The organism is Bradyrhizobium sp. 613_E4_N2_2 (assembly GCF_052075995.1).
In the GTDB taxonomy this organism is placed as follows: Bacteria; Pseudomonadota; Alphaproteobacteria; order Rhizobiales; family Xanthobacteraceae; genus Bradyrhizobium; species Bradyrhizobium barranii.
On record NZ_CP197234.1, the window covers coordinates 1,934,411 to 1,958,122 of the forward strand.

The 23,712-nt window shown below is 64.6% G+C and carries 19 protein-coding genes; 11 read left to right on the top strand and 8 right to left on the bottom strand.

Going from position 1 to position 23,712, the window contains the following annotated elements:
* Positions 1-3: 3 nt before the first annotated feature.
* Positions 4-1,197, bottom strand: a complete 1,194-nt coding sequence (locus AB7290_RS09135; protein WP_085405197.1) for an efflux RND transporter periplasmic adaptor subunit — start codon at positions 1,195-1,197, stop codon at positions 4-6.
* 238 nt (positions 1,198-1,435) lie between these two features.
* Here AB7290_RS09135 and AB7290_RS09140 point away from each other — a divergent pair, with 238 nt between their 5' ends.
* Both AB7290_RS09140 and AB7290_RS09145 read left to right on the top strand, forming a co-directional pair.
* The gene (locus AB7290_RS09140) at positions 1,436-2,227 is read left to right on the top strand and encodes an ABC transporter substrate-binding protein (protein WP_085405196.1); all 792 of its coding nucleotides are present in this window, start codon (positions 1,436-1,438) and stop codon (positions 2,225-2,227) included.
* Positions 2,228-2,240: 13 nt separating this feature from the next.
* Positions 2,241-2,759, top strand: a complete 519-nt coding sequence (locus AB7290_RS09145; RefSeq protein WP_085405195.1) for a GNAT family N-acetyltransferase — start codon at positions 2,241-2,243, stop codon at positions 2,757-2,759.
* Between the two features lie 38 nt (positions 2,760-2,797).
* On the opposite strand, the gene AB7290_RS09150 is transcribed toward AB7290_RS09145, so the two are convergent.
* Positions 2,798-3,973, bottom strand: coding sequence for a mandelate racemase (locus AB7290_RS09150; RefSeq protein WP_085405194.1), 1,176 nt, complete (start codon positions 3,971-3,973; stop codon positions 2,798-2,800).
* Positions 3,974-4,241: 268 nt separating this feature from the next.
* Between AB7290_RS09150 and AB7290_RS09155 the strand changes: the two genes are divergently transcribed.
* On the top strand, positions 4,242-5,981 hold the full coding sequence (locus AB7290_RS09155; protein ID WP_085405193.1) for a phospholipase C: 1,740 nt from the start codon (positions 4,242-4,244) through the stop codon (positions 5,979-5,981).
* A gap of 16 nt (positions 5,982-5,997) precedes the next feature.
* Entirely contained in the window at positions 5,998-7,341 is a 1,344-nt protein-coding gene (locus AB7290_RS09160) for a cytochrome-c peroxidase (protein ID WP_085405192.1), read from the top strand.
* 116 nt (positions 7,342-7,457) lie between these two features.
* Here the strand turns inward: AB7290_RS09160 and AB7290_RS09165 are convergent, their stop codons facing one another.
* From AB7290_RS09165 to AB7290_RS09180, 4 genes are all read right to left on the bottom strand, one after another.
* Positions 7,458-8,240, bottom strand: coding sequence for a hypothetical protein (locus tag AB7290_RS09165; protein WP_085405191.1), 783 nt, complete (start codon positions 8,238-8,240; stop codon positions 7,458-7,460).
* 319 nt (positions 8,241-8,559) lie between these two features.
* The gene (locus tag AB7290_RS09170; RefSeq protein ID WP_085405190.1) at positions 8,560-9,633 is read right to left on the bottom strand and encodes a hypothetical protein; all 1,074 of its coding nucleotides are present in this window, start codon (positions 9,631-9,633) and stop codon (positions 8,560-8,562) included.
* Positions 9,634-9,735: 102 nt separating this feature from the next.
* On the bottom strand, positions 9,736-11,247 hold the full coding sequence (locus AB7290_RS09175) for a flavin-containing monooxygenase (protein ID WP_434057413.1): 1,512 nt from the start codon (positions 11,245-11,247) through the stop codon (positions 9,736-9,738).
* Positions 11,248-11,336: 89 nt separating this feature from the next.
* Positions 11,337-11,786: a cupin domain-containing protein gene (locus tag AB7290_RS09180; protein WP_085405188.1), complete on the bottom strand. Its 450-nt coding sequence runs from the start codon at positions 11,784-11,786 to the stop codon at positions 11,337-11,339.
* Positions 11,787-11,972: 186 nt separating this feature from the next.
* Here AB7290_RS09180 and AB7290_RS09185 point away from each other — a divergent pair, with 186 nt between their 5' ends.
* On the top strand, positions 11,973-12,998 hold the full coding sequence (locus AB7290_RS09185; protein WP_085405319.1) for an AraC family transcriptional regulator: 1,026 nt from the start codon (positions 11,973-11,975) through the stop codon (positions 12,996-12,998).
* A gap of 11 nt (positions 12,999-13,009) precedes the next feature.
* Here AB7290_RS09185 and AB7290_RS09190 read toward each other — a convergent pair whose 3' ends face one another.
* Both AB7290_RS09190 and AB7290_RS09195 read right to left on the bottom strand, forming a co-directional pair.
* The gene (locus tag AB7290_RS09190; RefSeq protein WP_135214824.1) at positions 13,010-14,866 is read right to left on the bottom strand and encodes an ATP-binding protein; all 1,857 of its coding nucleotides are present in this window, start codon (positions 14,864-14,866) and stop codon (positions 13,010-13,012) included.
* Between the two features lie 134 nt (positions 14,867-15,000).
* Positions 15,001-15,633 (bottom strand): cupin domain-containing protein, encoded by a 633-nt coding sequence (locus AB7290_RS09195; protein ID WP_085405186.1) that lies wholly within the window; start codon positions 15,631-15,633, stop codon positions 15,001-15,003.
* 203 nt (positions 15,634-15,836) lie between these two features.
* Between AB7290_RS09195 and AB7290_RS09200 the strand changes: the two genes are divergently transcribed.
* From AB7290_RS09200 to AB7290_RS09225, 6 genes are read left to right on the top strand one after another with little or no spacing between them, the layout of a single operon-like run.
* Positions 15,837-17,528 carry a peptide ABC transporter substrate-binding protein gene (locus AB7290_RS09200; RefSeq protein ID WP_085405185.1) on the top strand — a complete coding sequence of 564 codons (1,692 nt, stop codon included), beginning with the start codon at positions 15,837-15,839 and terminating at the stop codon, positions 17,526-17,528.
* A gap of 27 nt (positions 17,529-17,555) precedes the next feature.
* Positions 17,556-18,506, top strand: a complete 951-nt coding sequence (locus AB7290_RS09205; RefSeq protein WP_028147015.1) for an ABC transporter permease — start codon at positions 17,556-17,558, stop codon at positions 18,504-18,506.
* A 2-nt stretch (positions 18,507-18,508) separates the two neighbouring features.
* Positions 18,509-19,384 carry an ABC transporter permease gene (locus tag AB7290_RS09210; protein WP_085405184.1) on the top strand — a complete coding sequence of 292 codons (876 nt, stop codon included), beginning with the start codon at positions 18,509-18,511 and terminating at the stop codon, positions 19,382-19,384.
* A 43-nt stretch (positions 19,385-19,427) separates the two neighbouring features.
* Positions 19,428-20,756, top strand: a complete 1,329-nt coding sequence (locus tag AB7290_RS09215) for an NAD(P)/FAD-dependent oxidoreductase (protein WP_441253374.1) — start codon at positions 19,428-19,430, stop codon at positions 20,754-20,756.
* 13 nt (positions 20,757-20,769) lie between these two features.
* On the top strand, positions 20,770-21,696 hold the full coding sequence (locus tag AB7290_RS09220) for a 2-hydroxyacid dehydrogenase (RefSeq protein WP_085405182.1): 927 nt from the start codon (positions 20,770-20,772) through the stop codon (positions 21,694-21,696).
* Positions 21,697-21,705: 9 nt separating this feature from the next.
* The gene (locus tag AB7290_RS09225; protein WP_094184520.1) at positions 21,706-23,574 is read left to right on the top strand and encodes an ABC transporter ATP-binding protein; all 1,869 of its coding nucleotides are present in this window, start codon (positions 21,706-21,708) and stop codon (positions 23,572-23,574) included.
* Positions 23,575-23,712: the final 138 nt, after the last annotated feature.

Here is a 23,712-nt window from a genome sequence, read left to right on the forward strand (position 1 = left end):
CCCTCACTTGGCCGACGCCTGCGGCTGGTCGATCTTCGTCGGTTGCGGATCGATCTTCTGGCCCGGGATCACGCGCAGTAGCCCCGCGATCACCACGCGATCGTCCGGCTTCAAGCCGCTTTCGATCACGCGCAGGCCGTTGTCGACCTGACCGATCTGCACCTTGCGCTGCTCGACAATGTTGTCGCTATTGACCACCAGAAGATAGCGGCCGCCCTGGTCGCTGCCGAGCGCGGTGTCGGGGACGAGGAGGGCGTTCTTGTCCTGGTCGAAGGGCACCCGGACCCGGACGAAATAGCCGGGCAGCAGCGCTCGCTTGCCGTTGGGCAAGACGCCGCGTACCGCGAGCGTGCCCGTTGATGTATTGAGGGTCGGCGAGACGTAGTCGAGGTGGCCTTCATGCGGATAGCCGGTCTCGGTCTGGAGGCCCACCTGGATCGGCAACTGTTTGAGGTCGGCCACGGTCAGCCCGCGACGGGCCGCTTCGGCGCGGATGCGAAGGACGTCCTGCTCGCTGACCGTGAAGTTCACCCAGATCGGATCCAGCGCGACGATGGTTGCGAGCTGGGTCGGGGAGGAGACGCCGACGAGCTCGCCGATCGAGACCAGGTGCGCGCTGACGATGCCGTCGAACGGCGCGCTCACCTTGGTGTAGCCGTAATTGACCTCGGCGAGCCTCGTATTGACCTGGGCCTGCTGGAGACTGGCCTGGGCGTTGTCGCGGGTGGATGTCGAGGTGTCGAGAGTCGCCTGCGAGACAGCCTGGCGCTGCACGAGGTCGACCTGCCGCTTGAAATCGGCCTCGGCCTGCTTGAGCGTGGCCTGCGCACCGACCTCGGCCGCCTGCGCCTGCTCGAGCTTGAGCTTGTAGGTCTCAGGCTCGATTAAGAAAAGCTGGGTGCCCTGCTTGACGAAGCTGCCGTCCTGATAGTCGATCGATTGCAGGAAGCCCTGCACGCGCGCCACCAGATCGACGCTCTTGACCGGCGCGGTGTTGCCGGTGGCTTCGACATAGCGCGTCACCGCGCGCTGCACGGGCGCCGCGACGTCCACCTTCGGCGGCGGCGGTGCCACGAACGTGTTCTTGTCCTCGCAGCCGGCGAGCGCCACCACGGCCGCTGCGGCAACGAGTGCCCGCCCGACATGTCTCCACGCTCCGTTCCGTTGTGCGAGATCAGCGGGATTCGCGCAGGTCATTCGGTGGCCCCCGATTATTGTCTGTCGGTGTGGCAGGCTACCAACAAATGCCCGGCCGTGGAACACCATAGCCATGGCGGTCACCAGCCTTGCATTGCAAATGGCGCAGTGGCCTTTGACACGTTTGTCATGGCAAACCGCTTTTCATCGTGCATGATCGACCAGAATTGTGTCAAAGGCCGAGTGACGGAAACGAAGCGGTCGAGAAGCAGAGAAGAAAAGGTGAGGAGAACATGACATGCCCACGTCCCTCCAGGCGGCCCTTGCCGGCCTCGTTTTCGCAGCGGCAGTCGCCATGCCCGCGCTAGCCGATGGCCTGAAGGACGAGATCGCCCCGACCGGCAAGCTGCGGGTCGCGATCGCGATCAGCCCGGCGGGCGGCGCGTTCTGGTCGACCAAGACCGAAGCCGGCTATGCCGGCGTGCCGGTCGACCTCGGCAAGGAGATGGCCGGCCAACTCGGCGTGCCCGTCGAATATGTCGTGCACCAGAATTCCGGGCAGATCACCGACGCGGCCGGCAAGGGGACCTGGGACGTCACCTGGCTGCCAAAAGATCCCGAGCGTGAGACCAAGATGATGTTCGGCCCGATCTACGAGGTCGCGGATGCCACCTACATCGTCAAGCCCGGCTCAGCCGTCACCAACTTCGCCAGCCTCGACCAGCCCGGCATCAAGGTCGCGGCCGTCAATGCCACCACGACCATGCGCGGCGCGATCGCGCATCTGAAGAATGCGAAAGTCACGGGCTATCAGACCTATGACGAGATATTCGGCTTCCTGAAGAGCGGCGAGATCGACGCCTTCGCGCTGTCGCGCGACCAGCTCAACAAGATGGCGCAGAAGATCCCGGGCACGAAGGTGCTGGACGAGACCTTCAAGAAAACGGTGACGGCCGTCGCCGTCCCGCTCGGTCATCCCCAGGCGCTGACGTTCGTTTCCAGGTTCATGACGGAAGCCACGACGAACGGCACCTTGCGCAAGGCCTATGACAACAACGGCCTGAAGGACACGCCGATCCGGACGGAATAGCGGCGCCGCCTCCATGGCAAGCGAGATTCGGATCCGCGCTTTCTTGCCCGCCGATGCAGCCGCCGTGCGCGAGCTGTTCATCCAGGTCAATCGCCTGTTGGCGCCGGTGCATTTGGCGGAGGCGTTTGAAGGATACATCACCCGCTCCCTCGCGGAGGAGATAGATCGTCTCGCCGATTATTATTCGGGTCGGAGCGGCGGTTTCTGGGTCGCCGTCGATGACGATGAAATCGTCGGCATGTTTGGACTGGAGGCCTCTGGCGAACACGCGATGGAGTTACGGCGCATGTACGTTGCTCCCGGCGCGCGGCGCCGGGGTATCGCGCGAAAGATGCTGGCGTTTGCGGAAGGGGAGTGCCGCCGCCGCAATCGTCCAGAATTGCAGCTGAGCACGTCCGAGCTTCAGCAGGATGCGCTGACGCTGTATCGAAACGCGGGATACGAGAATGTGCGCGAAGAGATCGCCGATGCCGCCAGCAACAAGACGCTAGGTGGTGGCATTCGTCGCTACCATTTCACCAAGCGGCTCTGACGGCATCTCGGGGCGCTTCGCCCGTTATTAGGGCTGACTCACGGCTCCGCGGTGCGAATGCCTGCGGGGCTCACCTGCAGCTTGAGCGTCGACGTCCTGGTCAGCGCCTTGCCGTCGAACGAGAATGCGATCAGCTCGTTCTCGACCATGCACTGCGCCACGACATGTTTTGAGTCCTTTGACCACACCATGCCCTGGCACCAATGGCCGATCTTGGCCTCCGCCACCGGCGTGAGGTCGGTGCCCGAGATCTTGTAGACTTTGAGCAGGCCGAAATCGTTGAAGAAGGGCGAGGCCGAGGGCTTGTTCGAGCCGTTCATGACGGTGACGGCGACATGGCTGCCGTCCGGCGACATCTTCACGGCCTCAGGTGTCTGTCCAACGGTAACCGTCGTGACGACGCGGATCGGCTTGGCGGTCATGTCGATCAGACTGATCGTGTCACTGTCGCCGCTGCTGGCACCGACATTGCCGACGACGGCCACCGCGCTGCCGGTGAGGTCGATGTCGTAGGGGCGGATGCCGGCGGAGAGGTCGCGCTTGGTGTATTCGACCTTGGTCCCGTCCACGCTCAGAAGCGAGATCTTGCTGTCGCCGTCGCGGGTGACCAGCGCGGTGGCTCCGTCGCGGGAGAACACTACATGGCTGGGGCCCGACTTGGCATCGCCGAGTTGAATCTTCCCGCCTGCGGTCAGCGTATTGCCGCTGATCGCGAAGACCGAGACGGTGCCCTCGCTGCGGTTGGCAACCAGCGCCAGCGTGCCGGCACGGTTGATCGAGACGCCGGCGGCGCCTGGTCCGGCCTGCAATGTTGCAAGCACCTTTGGCGGGGTGGATTTGAGGTCGATCACCGAGAGCTTGTCGTCGGGGACCGTCTTGGTCGTATCCGCGGGATCGAGCTTCATCGCCCCCGTGACCAGCGCAAGCGAGCCGTCCGGCGCAATCGCGACGCTCGGCGGCGGCCCGACTACGCTGGCGGGTGCCGGCACCTCGCCCAAAAGCTTCAGCGCGCCATCGGTGAGATCGATGACGCTGACCGTGTCCGGCAACGGCTGCTTGCGCACCACGGCATTGCCGTTCTCCAGCATCATCTTGCCGTCATTGGCGGTGACGACGATCTCGGCATGAGCGGCGAAATTTGCAAAGCCGGCAAAGGACGTTGCGACCAGAGCAGACGCGACATCGCGCGTGCGCCTGTGAACAGCGGCTTTCATGTTTCCCCCTGAGACTTTGTTCTTGTCCGGCAAAGCTAAATGCAACCCGGTGCATCACGCAACAACCTGCCCGTGATCATTTTTGTCTTCGCCCTTGGAATAAAACGGCAAGACGCGCCCCGGTGAAGCGAAGCGGGTGGCTGCATAAAAAATTATGCCTCGACCACTGCGCAAAGTGTCTCGTGCGTCAAACTGACACGGCTCTGTCACTCGCGATGTTTAGAACGTTTCTGATCGTAAACATCCTCATTTCCGGGGCGTCAAAAAAATGAAATCGAGACTACTGACGACGGCTGCGATTGTCGCGGCCGCGAGCGCGCTCGCGTGCACTCTTCCCGTCCTTGCGGACGACTTCGGCCGTGACCGCGATCACGGGCATGATCAAGGTCGCGACAACGATCACGACCGTGATCATCACCGTCATCCGCATGACATCCACACCGAGACGCCGATCAAGCATCTCGTGATCATCTTCAACGAGAACCGCTCGTTCGACCATTACTTCGCGACCTATCCGAACGCGGCCAATCCGTCCGGCTCGATCCCCTTCGTGCCGAAGCCGCATACGCCGAAGGTCAACAATCTCGCCAACGCGCATTTGCTGGTGAACAATCCGAACAACAGCGCGGCCAACGGCACCGGCGCGACGGATCCGTTCCGCCTCGACCGCACCCAGGCCAACACGCGCTCGCAGAACCACTCCTACACGCCCGAGCAACAGGCCGTGGACAACGGCAAGGAAGACTTGTTTCCGAAATTCACCGGCCGCGGCACCGCCGGCGGCGCCGGTGCGTTCGGCACCAACGGTCAGGTCATGGGCTATTTCGACGGCAACACCACCACCGCCTTCTGGAATTACGCCCAGCACTTCGCCATGAGCGACAATGCCTGGACCGACACTTTCGGTCCGTCGACGCAGGGCGCGCTCGCGGTGATTTCTGGCCAGACCAATGGCGCGCAGAACATCGTCGGCACCTCGGCGTCGATCGCCGACGGCCAGGGCGGCCTGACGCTGATCGGCGACACCGACCCGGCCTACGATTCCTGCTCGAGCACGAGCAGCACCGTGCTGATGACAGGCAAGAACATCGGCGACCTGCTCAACGACGGGCGCATCAGCTGGGGCAGCTTCATGGGCGGCTTTGACCTGACGCTCAAGAATGCCAACGGCACCACCGGCTGCGCGCGCACCACCTTCTCCAGCAACGTGAACGGCACGATCGTGGACTACAGCCCGCACCACGCCTGGTTCCAGTACTACAAGTCGACCGCCAACCCGACCCATGCGCGGCCGAGTTCGGTCGATGCGATCGGCCACACCTACGAGAAGGGCGGCAAGACCGTCGATCCGGCCAACCACGCCTACGACCTCGAGGACTTCTACGCCGCCGTGAAGGCCGGCAATTTCCCGGCCGTCTCCTACATCAAGATGTCGGCCTACCAGGACGGTCACGCCGGCAACTCCGATCCGCTCGACGAGCAGGTCGGCAACGTCGAGCTGATCAACTTCCTCCAGAAGCAGCCGGAGTGGCGCGAAACCGCGGTCATCATCACCTATGACGACTCCGACGGATGGTACGACCACCAGTACGTTGCGCCGAAGACCGCCTCCTACGATCCGACCGCCGATCAGGTCAACGGTCCGGGCCTGTGCGGCCTCGGCCCGCAGAAGCAGCCGGCACCGAAGGGTCTCTCCGGCAAACCGGTGAACGGCCGCTGCGGTCCGGGCACGCGCATTCCGTTCATCGTGGTCTCGCCCTACGCCAGGACCAACCACGTGAGCAGCACCTACATCTCGCAGGCGTCCGTGGTGCGGTTCATCGAGGACAACTGGCTGCGCGGCCAGCGTATCGGTGGCGGCTCGTTCGACGCCAGCTCCGGCTCGATCATGGACCTGTTCGACTTCGATCAGGATCACAGCCATGACTACCGGACCGACGCGCTGTTCCTCGATCCGACCTCCGGCACGGCGATCACCAGCCCGCCGGACGAGCATCACCACCACTAGTCCAACGGGACGCTTGATGAACAGCCGCACCATGTGGCTCCTCGGCGCCGGCCTGCTTTGTCTGGCCGGCGCCGTCTTTGCAGCCGGGACGCAAGGACTTGCGGAGACGAGCCAGCTCGGCGCGAACCCGAATCCGGTTCGCCTCATGCGCCCGCCCGTCGCGCCATTGTCCGCGATGGCGCAGCTCGGCAAGGAGATCTTCTACGACGCGTCGCTGTCGTCGTCCGGCGCGCTGTCCTGCGCATCCTGCCACAGCCCGGATCACGCCTACGGCCCGCCCAACGACGGGCCGGTGATGCTCGGCGGCGCCGCCCTGTCGCGGCAAGGCGCACGCGCGGTGCCGTCGCTGACCTATCTCGATCGCCATCCCAATTTCAGCATCGGCCCCGACAAGGGCGACGACGACAACGTCATCGATCTCGCGCAGATGGCTGCAATCGGCCAGCAGGCCGCGCGTACGACGAAGACCGCCGGCGGCAGCGGCGCATCGGCGAACATCGTGCCGCAAGGCGGCCTGTTCTGGGACGGCCGCGCCGACACGCTCCAGGACCAGGCGCTGTTCCCGCTGCTCGACCCCAACGAGATGGACGGCGGCAGTGCCGAGATCGTCGCGGACAAGCTGCGCCGTGCGCCTTACGCCTATCGCTTCGTCGAGCTGTTCGGCGCCGGCGTGCTCAGAAATCAGCGGCTCCTGATCGCGGAGGCGATGTTCGCGGTGGCGCGTTATCAGGTGGAGGAGCCGAGCTTCCATCCCTACACCAGCAAGTATGACTACTGGCTCGAGGGCAAGGCGCGGCTCACCGAGACCGAACTGCGCGGCCTGCAAGCGTTCAACGATCCTGACAGGGCCAATTGCGCCGGCTGTCACACCTCGGCGCCGACCCGCGACGGCCTGCCGCCGCTGTTCACCGATCACCAATACGAGGCGCTCGGCGCGCCGCGCAATGCCGCGCTCGCCGGCAATCGCGATCCCAACCATTTTGATCTCGGCGTCTGCGGCCCGCAGCGCACCGACATTCCCGAGCAGACGCAATATTGCGGCATGTTCCTGACGCCGACGCTACGCAACACGGCGACGCGCCGCGCCTTCTTCCATAATGGCGTTTTCAGTACCCTCGAGCAGGCTCTGGATTTCTACAATCTTCGCGACACCAATCCGGAAAAGGTTTTTCCGCGCGGCGCCGACGGCGCGGTGCGGAAATACGACGACCTGCCGCAAAAATATCATGCCAATGTCGACGTCACCGATCCGCCCTTCGATCGCCACCCCGGCGACAAGCCGGCGATGACGGAGCTGGACGAAGCCGACATCATCGCGTTTCTGAAGACACTGACGGACGGCTACAAGCCGGAGAATTAGAGTGCCGACGAATTAGAGTGTCGACGCATGATTCCGGGATGCGGATGCGGCGAAAAAGTCAGTCATCGCCTGCATGAACACTCCTGCCGCCGCCGTGTCGGATCGCGTGGCCGTATTCAAAAGAACTCAAGCGAAGGAAAGTGATTGACCAGTCTGTCCCAGAGCGAGGACGGCGGCCGTGGCTGCCTTTTGGCCTCCTGGAGGGACAGGCACCGCGGTGCCAGTCTCATTCCATAATAGAGGTTCGCTCCAGAGAGGCTCTGACCGCCCTGTATGCTGACAGTCGGATCGAAATTATTCTTTATCAAGTCCGTCGTTTGCTCCACGGAGCCCGCCGCTGAATTGTCATAGGCCGCGACGTATTTCGTCGATGCCTTGAGAACCCGCTGTCCCTGGCAAACGTATTCCCCGTTTTCCAGATAACGTTTCACTTCCCGATCGCAGGACTCGCGGCGGAACAGCTCCTCCGCGATGATTGATAGATCTTCAAGTGAGATTTCCAACACTTGAACGTCATCAAGCTCGAGCTTTACAGCTTCTGCCAATTTTGCATCGGTATGTGACTGAATCGAACGCACGACTTTTGAGTCGAGCGAATACTGTGTCTTTCGTAGCTCCGAAGTGACCTGGGTCGCTGAAGATGAAGTACGAGTGACGCCGACCAGCCGATCCGGCGAGACTTCGCACAGCATGTCGTAATCCTGGCCGTTCGGAGAGACATGATAGATGGAGCCTGGAGCGCGCAGGAGGACCGGTGGCGTTATCGGGTGAAAGCCGATAGCGGTGATTGCTTCGTTGAGCTTATTTGGGGGTGTGCGTAGATGTATCGCGGCCACGGATGCCAGTGGTGCGATGCTCACGATCGCGACTAATGCCCCCCACTTGACCAATGGGCGCATTGGAATTCTCCGCCGATTATCCGCAACAATAGTGTCCGCAGGGGCGCGCGCACGCGTTGGCCGAATCTGCAGGAACAGTCGTCGTGAGTGCGGCGAGAGTGAAGACAAAAAGCAGTGCTGCGAACTTCATGGCCTGTCCTCCTATGGATTGACAGATGTTCGCTCGGCTTGACGTCCGGAAACCCGCAACGCTTTGGCGCCGGGACGCGAGACATCTCCTTGCAAAACTACGCCCGGCATGGGGTCGCTGATATGAACTAGCTCACACTCTATCTATAATTGTGCTGAGTCTCGCGGGGCGTCGCCCTTCTGTATGTCCTCAGCGCCCCTTGATCTCCGAATATTTCACCATCGCGCGCTCGAACTTCCGGTTGAACAGCCACATCGCAGCGAGGATCTCGCGGAAGCTGGCCGAGGTCCGCGCCCGGTCGGCCTGTCCAAACGCGAAGATGCTGTTGTTGCGCAGGTGCTTCATAATCGTTGGACTGGACACCCTGTAATTCAGGAGATCGCCGGACTTGAGCGCGGACCGCGTCGGGGTGGGAACGATCTGGATCAGTTCGAACAACTTCATCTGGTCGATCGGATCGGGAAGCGTCTTCACGATTCCCGGGATCTCCCGAAACACCTCCGCGTGCGCGTTCATCAGGCCGTCGCGCACGTTGGTCCAGTGGTTGAAGCGATAGTCCGTGCCGCGGGCGCGTGCCTCTTCCTTGTCGTCGCGCGCGCTCAGCTCTGGGTCGGCTGCCGCGATGTCTCCCTTGATGGCTTCCCACTTCCGGCGGCCGTTGCGGTCCTCGGACGGGCCGGTCTGGAAGCTGCCCATATAGGTGTTCGAGCGCCCGTTGCGGACATTCTGCTTGCCGTTGGTCTCGGCGAAGAACAGCCCGAGGCTGATCCGGCCCGCAGCTTCGGCGTGAGCCGGTGCAAGCCCCTTGGCGCGTGCGATAGCTGTGGCGAGATCGACGACGTCCTTGAACGGCGTCGCCGAGTTCTGCGCGCCGGCGGGCGGCGCCTCCATGACGTCGAACAGCTTTGAATATTCGTCGATCAGCGGCTCGATGTCGGCGTCGAAATAGGCCGGTGGTATCTCGAACTTGTTGGGCTTGCCGATTCGCGACGGCATGGCGTCGGTGAGATCCTTGTAAGCACTGATGACCGCGACGCGCGCCAGATAGAGCGCCTGTCCCGGCAGGTTCGGCAGCGGCTCCTTCGCCTCGATCTGTCGGCGCCGCTCGGCAAGGATGGATTTGAAATCGCCGAGCGCGCGATCGTAGGTAGCGAGCGCCTCCGATTGCTTTGCGTTAAGCGTTTGTGCCCGGCTGACTGTGAACGTCGTGAGGATCAGCCCAAGCACCGCCAGGGCCGTGGCGGCATGACATCGTCGTCCCATGGCGGGTTCCCATGTGCCGGAGATTCGTCGGTCACGGGATCGTAAACATCAAACGCGCGGACTGGCGAGTTGCAAATCACGCACAGCCCGGGTTCTCCGACCTTACGCTGTGGCCCGGTAATCCGGCGCCGTCGCCAGGAATTTCGCGTAGGCATCCGCATCCGGCGGCTGGAAGTGTCCGGCGAGCCCGCCGCGCTTCTGATTCCTGGCGCCGATGTCCGCCATCAGCTCGTCGAAATGGCGGTAGTGATAGGGCGCGACGCAGAGGCCGCCATAGACGCCGGCAGCCGGCCGTTCGACCCGCTTGAAGTGCAGCATCATCTCGACATTGTCGCGCATCGCTTGTGCCGTCGGCTGGTTCGCGAGCTGTCCGTCGGCATAGCGCACCAGCCAGTTCGCCGCCAGATCAGCACAGAGAACGGTGCAGAACGACGAGTTGAAGCCGACGAAGCCCATCTCCGGCAGATCAGGGTTGGCGATCAGGCGGTAGAGCCGGTACTGCCCGTCCGCATCGACAAGTTTCTGCCGATAGGCCTCGGGCAGGAACGGCACGCCGAGCTTGTAGCCGATCGCGAGCACGGCGACGTCGGTCGCGACGCGCTCGCCGCCGCTCATCACGATGCTGTCGCCTTCATAGTGGTCGAAGCTGCCGAACACCGCCTTGATGCGGCCGTCGGCGACCATCGGGTAGAAGTCCGGCGTTGCGATCGGCACCGAGCAGTTGACGCCGTCCTCGATCCGCTCCTTCGGCACCATCTTGCACCGGTTCAGCTTGAGCTGCGCCTTCAGCAGGCTCTCCAGCCCGCGCCAGTTCGCCCAGATCAGCGGCGCGGCGATGCGGTGCGCGAGCCGTGCCATGGAGCTCGCGCCCCAGCCCGGAAACATCTCCTCCTGCGCGCGGATGTAGAGGATGCGCTTGAAGTTCACGAGCCCGCCAATGAAATAGGGGATGCGCCACACCGGCTCGCGCATCACGATGGTAACCTCGCGCGCGCCCGATTTCACCGCGTTCACGGCGATGTCGGTCGCGGACTTCGAGCCGCCGAGCACGACGACGCGCCGCCCTTTCGCCAGCGTCGGATCGCTGTATGTCGACGAATGCAGGATCTGGCCGCCCTGCGCCAGAAAGCCGTCCTCGCCCGGGCAATGCAGCTCGCGCGGCTCGTTGAACTGCCCGGTGCAGACCGCGACGAAATCGAAATTCTCGTTCGTGGTCGCGCCGTCCTTGCTTGATAGCGTGAGCGTCCAGCCCGGTTTGCCATCGGCGCGGCGCTCCATGCCGGCGACCCCAGTGTTGAGGCGCAGCATGCGGTCGAGGCCAAAGTTTTTCGCATAGTCGCAGAGATAAGCATGGACCTGCGGCCCGGTCGGCCATTCCGGATAACTGTCCGGCATGGCGCGATCGGTGTAGCGGTAGAGCTCCTTCGGGCTCTGGGTCTGCACGTCAGGATAGGAGCGCGCCGGCTCCCAGACGCCGCCGAGATCGGCACTGCGCTCGACGATGGTGACGCGGTGGCCGTGGCTGGAAAACGCCTTTGCGGCGGCGAGGCCGGAGACGCCGGCGCCGATCACGCAGACATGCTTGGGACTGACCATGGGATTCCTCGCAATCAATGTGTTTCGGGCGCAAGCGACCACGCTCGGCCGCGATGCGCGCCCGGCGGACCTGCAGGCAGATGAAACTGGACGAGAAGGCTGGCCGCCTAATCGTTGGCCTCGGGCGGCAGGAAGTCGACCTCGTGCAGCGCCGAGATGCGCACGACTTCGGCGGGGTCCGTCAGATTGTGGAGCTGGTTGAACAGCGCCTCCAGCTTCTGCATCGGCGAGACCCAGAACAGCGCGCGGCACGGCTTGTCGGACTTGTTGAAATAGCCGTGCGGGATGCCGCGCGGCATGCGCACGAGATCCCCGGCATGGGCCTTGACCCATTGGCCGTCGAGCTTGAGGTCGAGCGTGCCTTCCTGCACCAAGATGAACTCGTCCTGGGTCGGATGAATGTGCACGGGCACGAACTGGCCGGGCTCGCTGTTGGTCTCGAACGCGAAGGTGGAATCTGTGATGGCCTTGGGAAAATAGACCTGGCCAAGGATGTTCCAGCTCTTTCCGCCATAGCCCGTGCCAACAGCGGTTATGCCCTTTTCGAGTGCAGTCATGGCTCACTCCTCATGGATTCCGGCGAGGATGGAGCTTCGGCCCGTCGACGGTCGCTGTCTATCCGCTAAACGAATCCGGATGCGGCTGTTGCCATGCAGCACGACGATTTTGCGACGCGGCTCTTTTCGCATCCCGGGAACTATTATAGGCTTAAAGCAACTCCGTGGCCCGAGGCGTGGTCGACGATGTCCGCAGCCGAGCTGGAAATGAGCACGCGGCGGTCCGAAGCCGAACGGCTTGCGGACTTCGCCCGCGTCACCACGGACGATGTCGACGAAGCGGCAGAGCAGATCGGACGCATCTTCTGCCCGCACGATCTCAAGCCGGTACGGCCGCGCGGACCGGGGTTCTCAGCCCGGCACAATTGCGCGGCGTTCGACGGCTTCTCGATCAACTATGTCGCCTATGGCGGGTCGGTGAGCATCGATCCCGGCTGCCTCGAGCGCTTCTTCCTGGTACAGGTCCCGCTCACCGGCACCGCCCGCATTCGTGCCGGCGTCAGCGAAATCGATGCTGCGCCGGGCCGGACGGCGTCGCTGCTGTCGCCGACCATCCCGACCCGGATGATGTGGAGCGACTGTGCGCAGGCGATCCTGCTGCTCGACCGTCGCATGGTCGAGCAACGCGCTGCGTCGCTGTCGGGCAGGGCGGCCGGCCCAGTCGAGTTTGATGCCGCGATCGACCTCGACGCACCGGCGGGGCAGGCCCTGCAGACCAGCCTTGCCGAGCTGATGCTGCTCGCCGAGCGTCTCGGGCCGTCCGGCAGGCTTTCACCGGTCGCGATGGCCGATTGGCGCGAGGTGCTGCTCGATCATCTCCTCAACGGCCGGCGGCATGGCCTGTCGGATGCCATCAGGAGGTTCTCGGGGCAAGCCGAGCGTTTGCCGCGTGCACTGCGCGCCGCGCGGGACCATCTTGCGGAAAATGCCGGTGAGCCGCTCGACCTCGCGCAGCTCGCCTGCGCGTCCGGGATCGGCGTCCGCGCGCTCCAGCTCGGCTTCCGCCGCCACTTCGGCGTATCGATCTCGGAGATGCTGCTCGACATGCGCCTCGCTGCTCTGCACGCCCGGCTCGCGCAGGCTTCGCCGGATGTCTCCATCACCGAGATCGCCTTCGATCTCGGCTTCACCCATCTCGGCCGCATGGCGGGTGCCTACCGCGAAAAATTCGGCGAGACGCCGTCGGCAACGCTGCGGCGAAGGATGAGCTAGGCGGCAGGCATCTATTTTCGCGATCGCGTCGTGCCGCTGTCTTCAGCCGCCTGCCTGCGTAAAAAGCCCTCGACATCCGCCTGCACCGAGTACGGCGTCGGGATCGGATCGCCCGCGGCGTCGACGGCGGTGTCGAGGGAGCGGCGCAGCATGCGCGCGAGCTCGGCCTTTCGGTACGGCTTCGCCAGAAGCGGCGCGCCCATGGTGGCGCGTCCCTGCGCGTGCAGCGAATCGTAGGCATAACCCGACGTGAACAGCACCCGCAGCGAGGGCCGCGCAGCCACCATCTGTTCGGCGAGCTCGCGTCCGTTGACGCCGCCAGTCATCACGATGTCGGTGAAGAGCAGATCAAACGGCGTGCCTTCGGCCACGATGGCGAGCGCTTCGGTCGCATTGGCGGCGGAAATGACCTGGTAACCGAGGCTTTTTAGCTGGACGGTGACATATTGGCGGACGTCGCGATCGTCCTCGACGCAGAGGATTGTCTCCGTGCCGCCCACCACCTTGCGCTCGTCATAGCCAGCCGGACGGAGCGTGCTGGTCTCGGCCTTCGGCAGGTAGATCGTGAAAATCGTGCCGCGGCCTTCTTCGGAAGTGACCTTGATGCCGCCGCCGGACTGCTTGACGAAACCGAACACCATGCTGAGACCGAGCCCGGTGCCCTTGCCGACATCCTTGGTCGAGAAGAACGGATCGAAGATGCGTTCGAGAATGGCTTGCGAAATACCCGTGCCGGTATCGGCGACCTCGATCTCGACATAGTCGCCGGCATAGCCGGCGCCCACCGCCACGGCCTCGCGCACGCCGAATACCACGTTGCGCGTCGTGAGCGTGAGCTTGCCGCCATCCAGCATCGCGTCGCGGGCGTTGATCGCGAGGTTGAGCAGCGCCGCGCTCAGTTGGCCGCGGTCGGCGAAAGCCAGCCAGACGTTGCGGTCAAGCCTGGACACGATCTCGATCTTCTTGTCGAAGGTCGCCAGCAGCAGCTTTGCGACCTCTTCGAGCAGCTCGTTGACGTCGATCTCGGCCGGCTGGAGCGCCTGCTTGCGGGCAAAGGACAACAGGCTCGACGTCAGCGCGGCGCCGCGATCGGCCGCTTCGCTGATCAGCTTGGTGATGGTCGCAAGCGGCGGGTCGTCCTTCACGGCGTCGGCGAGGATCTCGATCGTGCCCGTGATCACGGTGAGCATGTTGTTGAATTCGTGCGCGATGCCGCCGGTGAGCTGGCCGACCGCCTCCATCTTCTGGGCCTGGATCAGTTGCTCCTCGGCGGCGCGCTTCTGGGTGACGTCCTTGACGAAATTGTTGATGATGGTGCGCCCGCCGAGCTGGAGCGCCGTGCTCGACGCCTCGATCAGGATCTGGTCGCCGTTCCGGTGCAGCAGCGTCGCTTCGAACCGGATGCCGATCGGCGTATCCGACAGTTCCGGCAAAAGCCGCATCATGCGTTGCCTGAAGCCGTCGCGGAGCGGCTCGGCGATGAGGAGGTTGACGACGTCGGCGCCGAGCGCCTCCTTGCGGGTCCATCCGGTCAGGGCCTCGGCCTGGACACTCCACTCCAGGACGATGCCGTTCGCATCGGTCTGAACGAAGGCGTCGAGCGCGGTCTTGATGACGGCCTGGGTCATCTGTGCGCCGGCCTGGGCCTGCTCGGCCAGTTGCGCGGCGGCGCGTTTGTCCTGCGCCGTTTCGATCGCGCGCGTGCACAGCCGTGCGAGCAGCACCGCAACGGCGCCGCTTGCCAGCAAAGCGATGATCTGGGCCAAGCCGAACCCGGTCCCGGTCGCGGCATAGGAGGCGAGGAGGGCCGCGGCGGTCACGGCGACCTGCGCGGCCAGCGCGAGTGTCAGAAGCGGTCTGAGTTTCATGGTCTCACACCAGCGACGTCAATCGCGGGACCCTCGCGTTCGCGCTGTAGATTGCTCCGGCTTCACGTCAGCTACAGGCTCCGCGAGCCTGCGTCGAGGGGCAATTTCCGGCGGGGCGCCGGCGTTCCTCGCGCTCAACCTGCCGGCGAATCGGTCTGGCGCAGCGTCGTGACCCAGATCACACGCGCGGCCTGCTGGGTCGGGTTGTCGAACATGTGCGGCACGATGCTCGGAAAGCGGAAGCTGTCGCCGGCCTCGAGCAGATGAGCCTGGTTGTCGAGCCACAGCCGCAGGCTGCCGGACAGGATGTACCCGGCCTTCTCGCCGGTGTGCTGCAAGAAGTCGGTGCCGGACGAGGCGCCGGGGTTGAGCGTGAGCTCATAGAGTTCGAGCTGGCCCTCGTCTGCCGGCGTCAGCGCTTCCTTGACGACGCCGCTGGCGGTGAGCCGCAACAGGCGCCGGCTGTTCTTGCGCACGATGTAGCGCTGTACGTCGGCGGGATCGGTGGTCTCGAAGAAATAGGAGATGGGAACGTCGAGCGCGATGCTGAGCAGGCGCAGCGTCCGTATCGACGGCATGGCACGCGCGCGTTCGAGCTGGCTGATCATGCCGTTGGAGAGCCCGGTCTTGGTGGCGACGTCCTGGATCGAGAGGCCGGCGCGCTGCCGCAGCAGCCGCACGGTTTCGCCGAGCCGCTGGTCGACCGCATCGTCAGCCTCGATCGCCGGGGCATCCTTCGGGCCGTTGGTCTCGCCGCGACCATCCATGTCGCTCTCCCATGCATTGCCTCGCCGCCGGAATGGCCGGCGGCGTGAAAAGGTCGCGCATCCTAGCAATGTGATTGACAGCTGTATTTAGTCATGATGAACTTTTGACTGAAAAATTTAGAAGCACTAAAGCCCACTCCTGTCCCTTTGCCGGGTCTCGGGGGCGCGGGAGACGGTGCCGTGTGCGGGAACGGAGACTGGTCATGGCAGACAGCACCGGCAAGTTCGGCGTTGGCGGACTGCATCATCTCGGCATTCCGAATCGCCGACAATTCTTCCAGCTCGGCGCGGGCGCCGCGGCGGGATGGACCCTTGCAGGCAACGCCTTTGCGCAGAGCGAACGCCCGACCAATCCGCCGGACAAGCCGCGCGGGCAGGTGATCGCGGCGCTGTCGCAGGAGCCGACCGTCTTCCATCCGCTGATGCCGGGGATCGAGGTCGATCAGGGCATCTGGTGGCAGGTGTTCTCGCCGTTGTGGTTCATCGAACCCGACGGCAAGTTCGTCCCTGATCTCGCGCGCGAAGTCCCGACCGTCGAGAATGGCGGCCTGTCGGCCGACGGCCTGACCTGGAAGATCAAGCTGCGCAGCGACGTGAAATGGCACGACGGCACGCCGTTCACGGCCGAGGACGTGAAATTCTCGCTGGACCTGATCAACAATCCCGACTTCCGCGTCCGCAACCGCGTCGGCCACAACCTCGTCAAGGACATCAAGGTCGTCGCGCCCGACGAGATCCACTGGCGGATGGAAGCTCCCTATTCGCCCTACATGTCGATCCTGTCGCTCACCTTCATCGTGCCGAAGCACATCCTGGAGAAGCTGTCGGATCCGAACGCCTCGCCGTTCCACAATGCGCCAGTCGGCACCGGGCCGTTCCGCTGGGGCGAGCGCGTGCCCGGCGACCACATTCAATTGAATGCCCATACCGGCTACCACGGCAAAGGACCGTACGTCGAACGCGTGGTCTTCAAATACATTCCTGATCTCACCGTCCTCTACACCCAGTTCCGCACGGGGCAGGTCGACTACACCGGCCTGCAAGGCATCTTGCCGAACTTCGTGCAGGAGGCGAAGACGCTGAAGGGCCGCAAGATCTTCGTCTCGGCGACGTCCTCGGTGGAGCACGTCGCGCCCAACCTGGAATTCGGGCCCTTCGCCGATCGCACGGTGCGTGAGGCGCTTTACCTTGCCATCAACAAGCAGGCGATCATCGATGCGCTGAACTACGGCCTGCCGACGCAGACCGAGAGTTTCGTGCCGCAACAGGCCTGGTCGTTCCAGCAGGGCCTGCCGCAGCACAAATACGATCCGGCCAAGGCCAACGCGCTGCTCGACGCGGCCGGATGGACCCGCGGCTCCGGCGGCATCCGCGAGAAGGGTGGCGTCAAGCTCGAATTCACCAACTCGACGACGTCGGGCAATGCGGTGCGCGAGCAGACCCAGCAGCTCCTGATCCAGGACTGGCGCGCGATCGGCGCGGCGATGCGGGTCAACAACATGCCGGCCGCCGTGATCTGGGGCGATTTCTGGCAGCAGTCGAAATTCAATTCGGTGCTGGTGTCCGTGAACTTCATGCTCGGCAGCGACCCCGATGTGACGCCGCGCTTCGGCTCCGGCGCTATCCCTGCCAAGGGCGGCCGTGGCTTCAACACCTATCAGTACAACAGCGCCGAGGCCGATCGTCTGCTCGCCGAGGGCGCCAGACAGTTCGATCTCGCCCAGCGCAAGACGACCTATGGCGATCTGCAAAAGCTGATCCGCAACGACCTCGCCATCCTGCCGCTGTTCCAGGGTTTTATTGCCGAAGGCGTGAAGGAGGGGCTGCAAGGCTTCCGTCCCAACATCAACACCTCGATCAATTGCTGGAACATCCGCGAATGGTACTGGGCCTGATGCGTCTGGCGCACTGGATCGCCTGAGATGGCCCGTTACGTCGCCAACCGCCTGGCGCAGGCGATCATGCTGCTGGTGATCGTCTCCGCGATCGGATTTGCCATCCTGCATCTGGCCCCCGGCGGTCCGCTGTCGCAATACGCGGCGTCCGCGCAGATGACGCAGGAGGACCTCGACCGCGTCACCAGGCAGCTCGGCCTCGATCGCCCGTTGCCGATCCAGTATCTCGACTGGTTCGGCCGCATGCTGAAAGGCGATTGGGGCAAGTCCTATCGCGACGGCGAGGCGGTGCTGTCGGTGATCTCCTCCCATCTCGGCGCCACGCTGGAGCTGATGGCGACGGCGACCATCATCGCGGTTTTGCTCGGCTGCTGGATCGGCGTGCTGGGCGCGCTGCGCCGCTATTCGCTGTTCGATACGCTGGCGACCGTCGGCGCCATGATCGCGCTGTCGATCCCGACCTTCTGGTTCGGCCTCGTCACCATCTACGTGTTCTCGGTGAAGCTCGGCTGGCTGCCGGCCGGCAATCGCCAAACCGTCGGCGATGGCTCCTTCCTCGACCTGCTGCATCATCTGATTGCGCCGGCGCTGGTGCTGGCGCTGGTCGAGACCGCGATGTGGGGCCGCTTCATGCGCTCCTCCATGCTCGAGGTGATCAACCAGGACTACATCCGCACCGCGCGCGCCAAGGGCATGCCGGAATGGCGCATCCTCACCGTACACGCGCTGCGCAACGCCCTGCTGCCGATGATCACGGTGGCCGGCCTCCAGTTTCCGACGCTGCTCGGCGGCGCGCTGGTCGCCGAGACCGTGTTCACCTGGCCCGGCATGGGCCGGCTGTTCCTGGATTCCATCGGCTACCGCGACTATCCCGTGGTGATGGGCATCCTGATGTTCTCGGCGACCATGGTGCTGATCGGCTCGCTGCTCGCCGACATCCTCTATGCCGTCGTCGATCCGCGTATCCGGGTGGGCTAGGAATGACGGCTGCGACCCTCTCGACCGCTCAGCTCGCGCCCGGCCAGGCCGCATGGCGGCGCTTTCGCCGACATCGCCTTGCGCTTGCGGGTGCTGTCATTATTCTGGTTCTCGTCCTCGGATCGGCGTTGGGTCCCTATCTGCTGCCGTTCGACGACACCTATATCGACATCATGAAGCGGTTCGCGCCGCCGTTGTCGGGCGCGCACATCCTCGGCACCGACGAGCTTGGCCGCGACGTGCTGGCGCGGCTGATGATGGGCGGGCGGATCTCGCTCTCGATCGGCATCGTCGCGATGGTGATCGCGATGGCGGTCGGAATCGCCGTCGGCGCCTTCGCCGGCTTCTATGGCGGCGTGGTCGGCGCGGTCCTGATGCGGCTGGTCGACGCCGTGCTGTGCTTTCCGACGATCTTCCTCCTGCTTGCGCTGGCCGCCCTCACCGAACCTGGCCTGATCACCACGACGGTGCTGATCGCGGCGACCGCCTGGATGAGCGTTGCCCGCGTCGTCGAGGCCCAGGTGCGTTCGCTGCGCGAGCGCGAATTCGCGGTCGCCGCGCTCGCCTTCGGCTCGTCGAACCTGCGGATCATGTTTCGCGAGCTCGTGCCCAACGCGATCGCGCCGATCGTGGTGGCGGCGACGCTGAACGTCGCCAAGGCGATCCTGCTCGAATCCTATGTCAGCTATCTCGGCTACGGCATCCAGCCGCCGGCCGCGAGCTGGGGCAACATGCTCAACAACGCGCAGATCTATCTCACCAGCGCGCCGTGGCTTGCGATCGTGCCGGGCGTCGCCATCACTCTCGCGGTGACGAGCTTCAATTTCCTCGGTGACGGCCTGCGCGATGCGCTCGATCCGCGAACGAATATCCCATGACGAGCCGACTTGCTTCGATCGAACTGAATAGCTGGAGTGTCCCATGTCCCCGCCGCTCACCCGTATAAACAGCGACGAACGCCTGCCGGCGCAGGTGGACGTCGTCGTCATCGGCGGCGGCGTCATCGGCGTGTCCGCGGCCTATCATCTGGCGAAGAAGGGTCTCTCCGTTGCACTGGTCGAGAAAGGCCATGTCGGCGGCGAGCAGTCGAGCCGCAATTGGGGCTGGTGCCGCCAGCAGGGCCGCGCCCGTGAGGAGATCCCGCTGGCCCGCGAGGCGCTCCGGCTGTGGGAGGACATGCAGGACGACGCCGGTGTCGATGCCGGCTTCCGCCGCACCGGCGTGCTGTTCCTGACCAAAAGCAAGGACGAGCTGGCCAGTTGGGAGCGATGGGCCGCAACGGCGCGCGAGATGCAGGTCCACTCGACCGTCCTGACGCCGGCGGAAGTCGCCGAGCGCCTGCCCGGCAATTCCGAGAAATGGGTCGGCGGCCTGCACACGCCGAGCGACGGGCGCGCCGAGCCGTCGATGGCCGTGCCGGCGCTCGCCACCGCTGCACGCAAGCATGGCGTGACCATCCACCAGGGCTGCGCTGCACGCGGGCTGGAAACGCAGGGCGGACGGGTCAGCGCCGTCGTCACCGAGAAGGGCACCATTCGCACCCAGTCCGTGCTGCTGTCGGGCGGCGCGTGGTCGTCGCTGTTCTGCCGCCGTCACGGCATCGAGCTCCCGATCGGCCTCGTCAACGCCACCGCATGCCGAACCACGCCGGGACCTGAGATCACGTCCGGCGCGCTCGGCACCGACTTCTACTGTATCCGCCGCCGTCTCGACGGCGGTTTTACACTGGCGCTACGCGGCCGCGGGACTGTCGAACTGTCGCCAGACCTGTTCCGCTACGCGCGCACCTTCTGGCCGACCTACCTGCATCGCAAGAACGGGCTGAAACTGTCGTTCGGCAAGTCGTTCTTCGACCAGATCGTGCGCGGCACGAGCTGGAGTTTTGACAAGCCGTCGCCGTTCGAGACCGAGCGGGTGCGCGATCCGGCACCCGACATGTCGCTGGTCGACGCGGCGCTGGCTTCGCTGATCAAGTCGAATCCCGAATTGAAGGACATCGAGATCGCGGAAGCCTGGGGCGGCACGATCGACTGCACGCCGGACACCATTCCCGTGATCTCGCCGGTCGATGCCTTGCCCGGCTTCTTCCTCGCGACCGGCTTCTCCGGCCACGGTTTTGGCATCGGTCCTGCGGCCGGCAAGCTCGCCGCCGACATCGTGACCGGCGCGACGCCGCTGGTCGATCCCGCGGCCTACAGCCACAAGCGCATGATCGACGGCCGGCGTCTCGCGCCGGTCAGCCCGTTCTGAGAGTGCTGGTGGCATGACGGTTCTCTACAAGGCCAACATGGTTCGCGGCGCCGAATGGGCGCGCTTCTTCGCGGAACGCGCGCCCGATGTGCCGTTCCGGCTCTGGCCCGACATCGGCGATCCCGCAGAGGTGCGCTACCTGGTGGCGTGGGTGCCGCCGGACGATATCGCGACGACCTTTCCCAATCTCGAGCTGGTCTTTTCGGTCGGTGCTGGCGTGGATCAGTTCGATGCCACAAAACTTCCGCCGCACCTACCGCTCGTCCGCATGCTGGAGCCCGGCATCGCCGAGACCATGGTGGAATACGTCACCATGGCCGTGCTCGCCCTGCATCGCGATCTCCTGCACTTCATCAGCCAACAGAAGGAGCAGGTCTGGCGCGAGATCCGGATCACGCCGGCCAAACGTCGTCGTGTCGGCGTGATGGGGCTGGGCCAGCTCGGCCAGGCCGTGCTCGACCGGCTCAAGGCGTTCGACTTTCCGCTTCTCGGCTGGAATCGTTCGCCGCGCGAGGTTGAAGGCGTCACCTGCTACGCCGGTACGGACACCTTGCCAGAGTTTCTCGCGCAGGCCGACATTCTCGTCTGCCTGCTGCCGCTGACCGACGAGACCCGCGGCATCCTCAATGCCGATCTGTTCGCGCGCCTGCCGCGCGGAGCAGGGCTCGTCAATGTCGGGCGTGGTCCGCATCTCGTCCAAGCCGATTTTCTCGCGGCGCTCGACAGCGGCGCGCTGTCCGGTGCGGTGCTCGACGTTGCCGATCCCGAGCCGCTGCCCGCCGGCCATCCGTTCTGGAGCCATCCGCGCATCCTGCTGACGCCGCACAATGCCAGCATGACGACGCCTGATACGGCCGTCGATTTCGTGCTCGACGTCATCGCACGCCACCGCCGCGGCGAAGATCTGCCGGGGCGCGTCGATCGCAGTCGCGGCTATTAGGGCAATCGCATGAGCACCGGCGCAAGCAGGCCTGATCCGATCGTTGCCGAAGCGCAGGCGCCCGTGTTGTCGGTCGCGGGCCTGACCACGTCCTTTCTGCGCGAGCGGCAATGGATTCCCGTCGTCCGCGACGTGTCGTTCGATATCGCGGCCAAGGAAACCGTGGCGATCGTCGGCGAGTCCGGTTCGGGCAAGAGCGTCACCGCGCTTTCCATCATGCGGCTCATTCCGAAGGAGAGCGGCCGCGTCGAGGGGCGCGTCACGCTCGCGGGCCGCGATCTGCTGACGCTGTCCGAAGCGAGCATGACGGATGTTCGTGGCAACGATGTCGCCATGATCTTCCAGGAGCCGATGACGAGCCTCAATCCGGTGCTCACCATCGGCTTCCAGATCGCCGAGGCGCTGATCCAGCATCGCGGCCTGTCGCGCGCGGCGGCGGAGGCCGAGACCATCCGTCTGCTCGATCGTGTCCGCATTCCCGCGGCGGCGTCACGCTTCCACGAGCATCCGCATCGTTTCTCCGGCGGCATGCGCCAGCGCGTGATGATCGCGATGGCGCTCGCCTGCAAGCCGAAGCTGCTGATCGCCGACGAGCCGACGACGGCACTCGACGTCACGATCCAGGCCCAGATCCTGGAGCTTCTGAAGGAGCTCCAGCAGGAGGAGGGGATGTCGATCCTCTTCATCACCCACGACATGGGCGTGGTCGCCGAGATCGCGGACCGTACCGTGGTGATGTATGGCGGGCAGGCGGTCGAGACCGATGCGACCGCGCGCATCTTCGCTGCGCCCTCGCATCCCTATACGAGCGCGCTGCTCGCGGCCGTACCGCGTCTCGGCTCGATGGGCGGGCGGACGCGGCCGATGCGTTTTCCGATCGTCGACAAGGTGACGGGCACCTCGGACGAGCCAACGGAGACACCTGAGACGGTCTCAACCGCGGAGCGGCCGCTGCTCGAAGTCTCCAACCTCACCACACGCTTTCCGATCCGCTCCGGCTTGTTCGGCAAGGTTTCGGGCCGCGTCCACGCGGTCGAGAACATCTCCTTCACCCTGCGCGCCGGCGAGACGCTGGCGCTGGTCGGCGAGTCCGGTTGCGGCAAATCCACGACAGGCCGTTCCATCCTCAAGCTGACGGAGCCCGACAGCGGCACCGTCCTGGTCGACGGCCAGGACGTCCTCGCCATGAACGCCCGGACCTTGCGCGACTTCCGCAAGCAGATGCAGATCGTATTCCAGGATCCGTTCGCGAGTCTCAATCCGCGCATGTCGGTGGGGACGGCGATCGCAGCGCCGCTGCTCGCCAACGGGCTCGCCACGGCATCGCAGGCGCGCGACAAGGTCGCCGACCTCCTCGTGCGCGTCGGCCTGACCGCGGATATGGCCGCGCGCTTTCCGCACGAATTCTCCGGCGGCCAGCGCCAGCGCATCTGCATTGCGCGCGCGCTCGCGCTCGGGCCGAAGCTGATCGTTGCGGACGAAGCGGTCTCCGCCCTCGACGTCTCGGTCAAGGCGCAGGTCGTCAACCTGATGCTCGACCTCCAGGCCAGCATGGGCCTTGCCTATCTCTTCATTTCCCACGACATCGCGGTGGTCGAGCGCATGAGCCATCGCGTCGCCGTGATGTATCTCGGCGAGATCGTCGAGACCGGCCCGCGCGCAGCCTTGTTCGGCAATCCGCAGCATCCCTACACGAAGAAGCTGATGGCCGCGGTCCCGGTGCCCGATCCATCGCGCCGCGGCACGAAGCGCGAGACCTCGAACGACGAGATCAGAAGCCCGGTGCGCGCACCGGATTATCAGCCGCCAGTCCGGCAGTATCGCGAAGTTTCGCCCGGCCACGTCGTCCAGGTCTGGGGCGAGGAATGGTCGGCCTAGCGCGCGAAGGCGCTCAGCGGATGCTTTCGAGAACGCACGATAAAATCGCGCCATGATCTGCCGCACACGTTAACGGTGTTGTCCTTCGCGATGCCAAGCCTGTGAAATCGTGCTGAAATCACAATGAATTCACCTCGT

What these genes read in the sequence shown, in the direction of transcription:
- AB7290_RS09225 (WP_094184520.1), top strand. Translation starts at nt 21,706, where the DNA reads ATGAGCACCGGCGCAAGCAGGCCTGATCCGATCGTTGCCGAAGCGCAG.
- AB7290_RS09155 (WP_085405193.1), top strand. Translation starts at nt 4,242, where the DNA reads ATGAAATCGAGACTACTGACGACGGCTGCGATTGTCGCGGCCGCGAGC.
- AB7290_RS09215 (WP_441253374.1), top strand. Translation starts at nt 19,428, where the DNA reads ATGTCCCCGCCGCTCACCCGTATAAACAGCGACGAACGCCTGCCGGCG.
- AB7290_RS09165 (WP_085405191.1), bottom strand. Translation starts at nt 8,240, where the DNA reads ATGCGCCCATTGGTCAAGTGGGGGGCATTAGTCGCGATCGTGAGCATC.
- AB7290_RS09210 (WP_085405184.1), top strand. Translation starts at nt 18,509, where the DNA reads ATGACGGCTGCGACCCTCTCGACCGCTCAGCTCGCGCCCGGCCAGGCC.
- AB7290_RS09150 (WP_085405194.1), bottom strand. Translation starts at nt 3,973, where the DNA reads ATGAAAGCCGCTGTTCACAGGCGCACGCGCGATGTCGCGTCTGCTCTG.
- AB7290_RS09200 (WP_085405185.1), top strand. Translation starts at nt 15,837, where the DNA reads ATGGCAGACAGCACCGGCAAGTTCGGCGTTGGCGGACTGCATCATCTC.
- AB7290_RS09135 (WP_085405197.1), bottom strand. Translation starts at nt 1,197, where the DNA reads ATGACCTGCGCGAATCCCGCTGATCTCGCACAACGGAACGGAGCGTGG.
- AB7290_RS09220 (WP_085405182.1), top strand. Translation starts at nt 20,770, where the DNA reads ATGACGGTTCTCTACAAGGCCAACATGGTTCGCGGCGCCGAATGGGCG.
- AB7290_RS09160 (WP_085405192.1), top strand. Translation starts at nt 5,998, where the DNA reads ATGAACAGCCGCACCATGTGGCTCCTCGGCGCCGGCCTGCTTTGTCTG.
- AB7290_RS09170 (WP_085405190.1), bottom strand. Translation starts at nt 9,633, where the DNA reads ATGGGACGACGATGTCATGCCGCCACGGCCCTGGCGGTGCTTGGGCTG.
- AB7290_RS09195 (WP_085405186.1), bottom strand. Translation starts at nt 15,633, where the DNA reads ATGGATGGTCGCGGCGAGACCAACGGCCCGAAGGATGCCCCGGCGATC.
- AB7290_RS09140 (WP_085405196.1), top strand. Translation starts at nt 1,436, where the DNA reads ATGCCCACGTCCCTCCAGGCGGCCCTTGCCGGCCTCGTTTTCGCAGCG.
- AB7290_RS09185 (WP_085405319.1), top strand. Translation starts at nt 11,973, where the DNA reads ATGTCCGCAGCCGAGCTGGAAATGAGCACGCGGCGGTCCGAAGCCGAA.
- AB7290_RS09180 (WP_085405188.1), bottom strand. Translation starts at nt 11,786, where the DNA reads ATGACTGCACTCGAAAAGGGCATAACCGCTGTTGGCACGGGCTATGGC.
- AB7290_RS09190 (WP_135214824.1), bottom strand. Translation starts at nt 14,866, where the DNA reads ATGAAACTCAGACCGCTTCTGACACTCGCGCTGGCCGCGCAGGTCGCC.
- AB7290_RS09145 (WP_085405195.1), top strand. Translation starts at nt 2,241, where the DNA reads ATGGCAAGCGAGATTCGGATCCGCGCTTTCTTGCCCGCCGATGCAGCC.
- AB7290_RS09205 (WP_028147015.1), top strand. Translation starts at nt 17,556, where the DNA reads ATGGCCCGTTACGTCGCCAACCGCCTGGCGCAGGCGATCATGCTGCTG.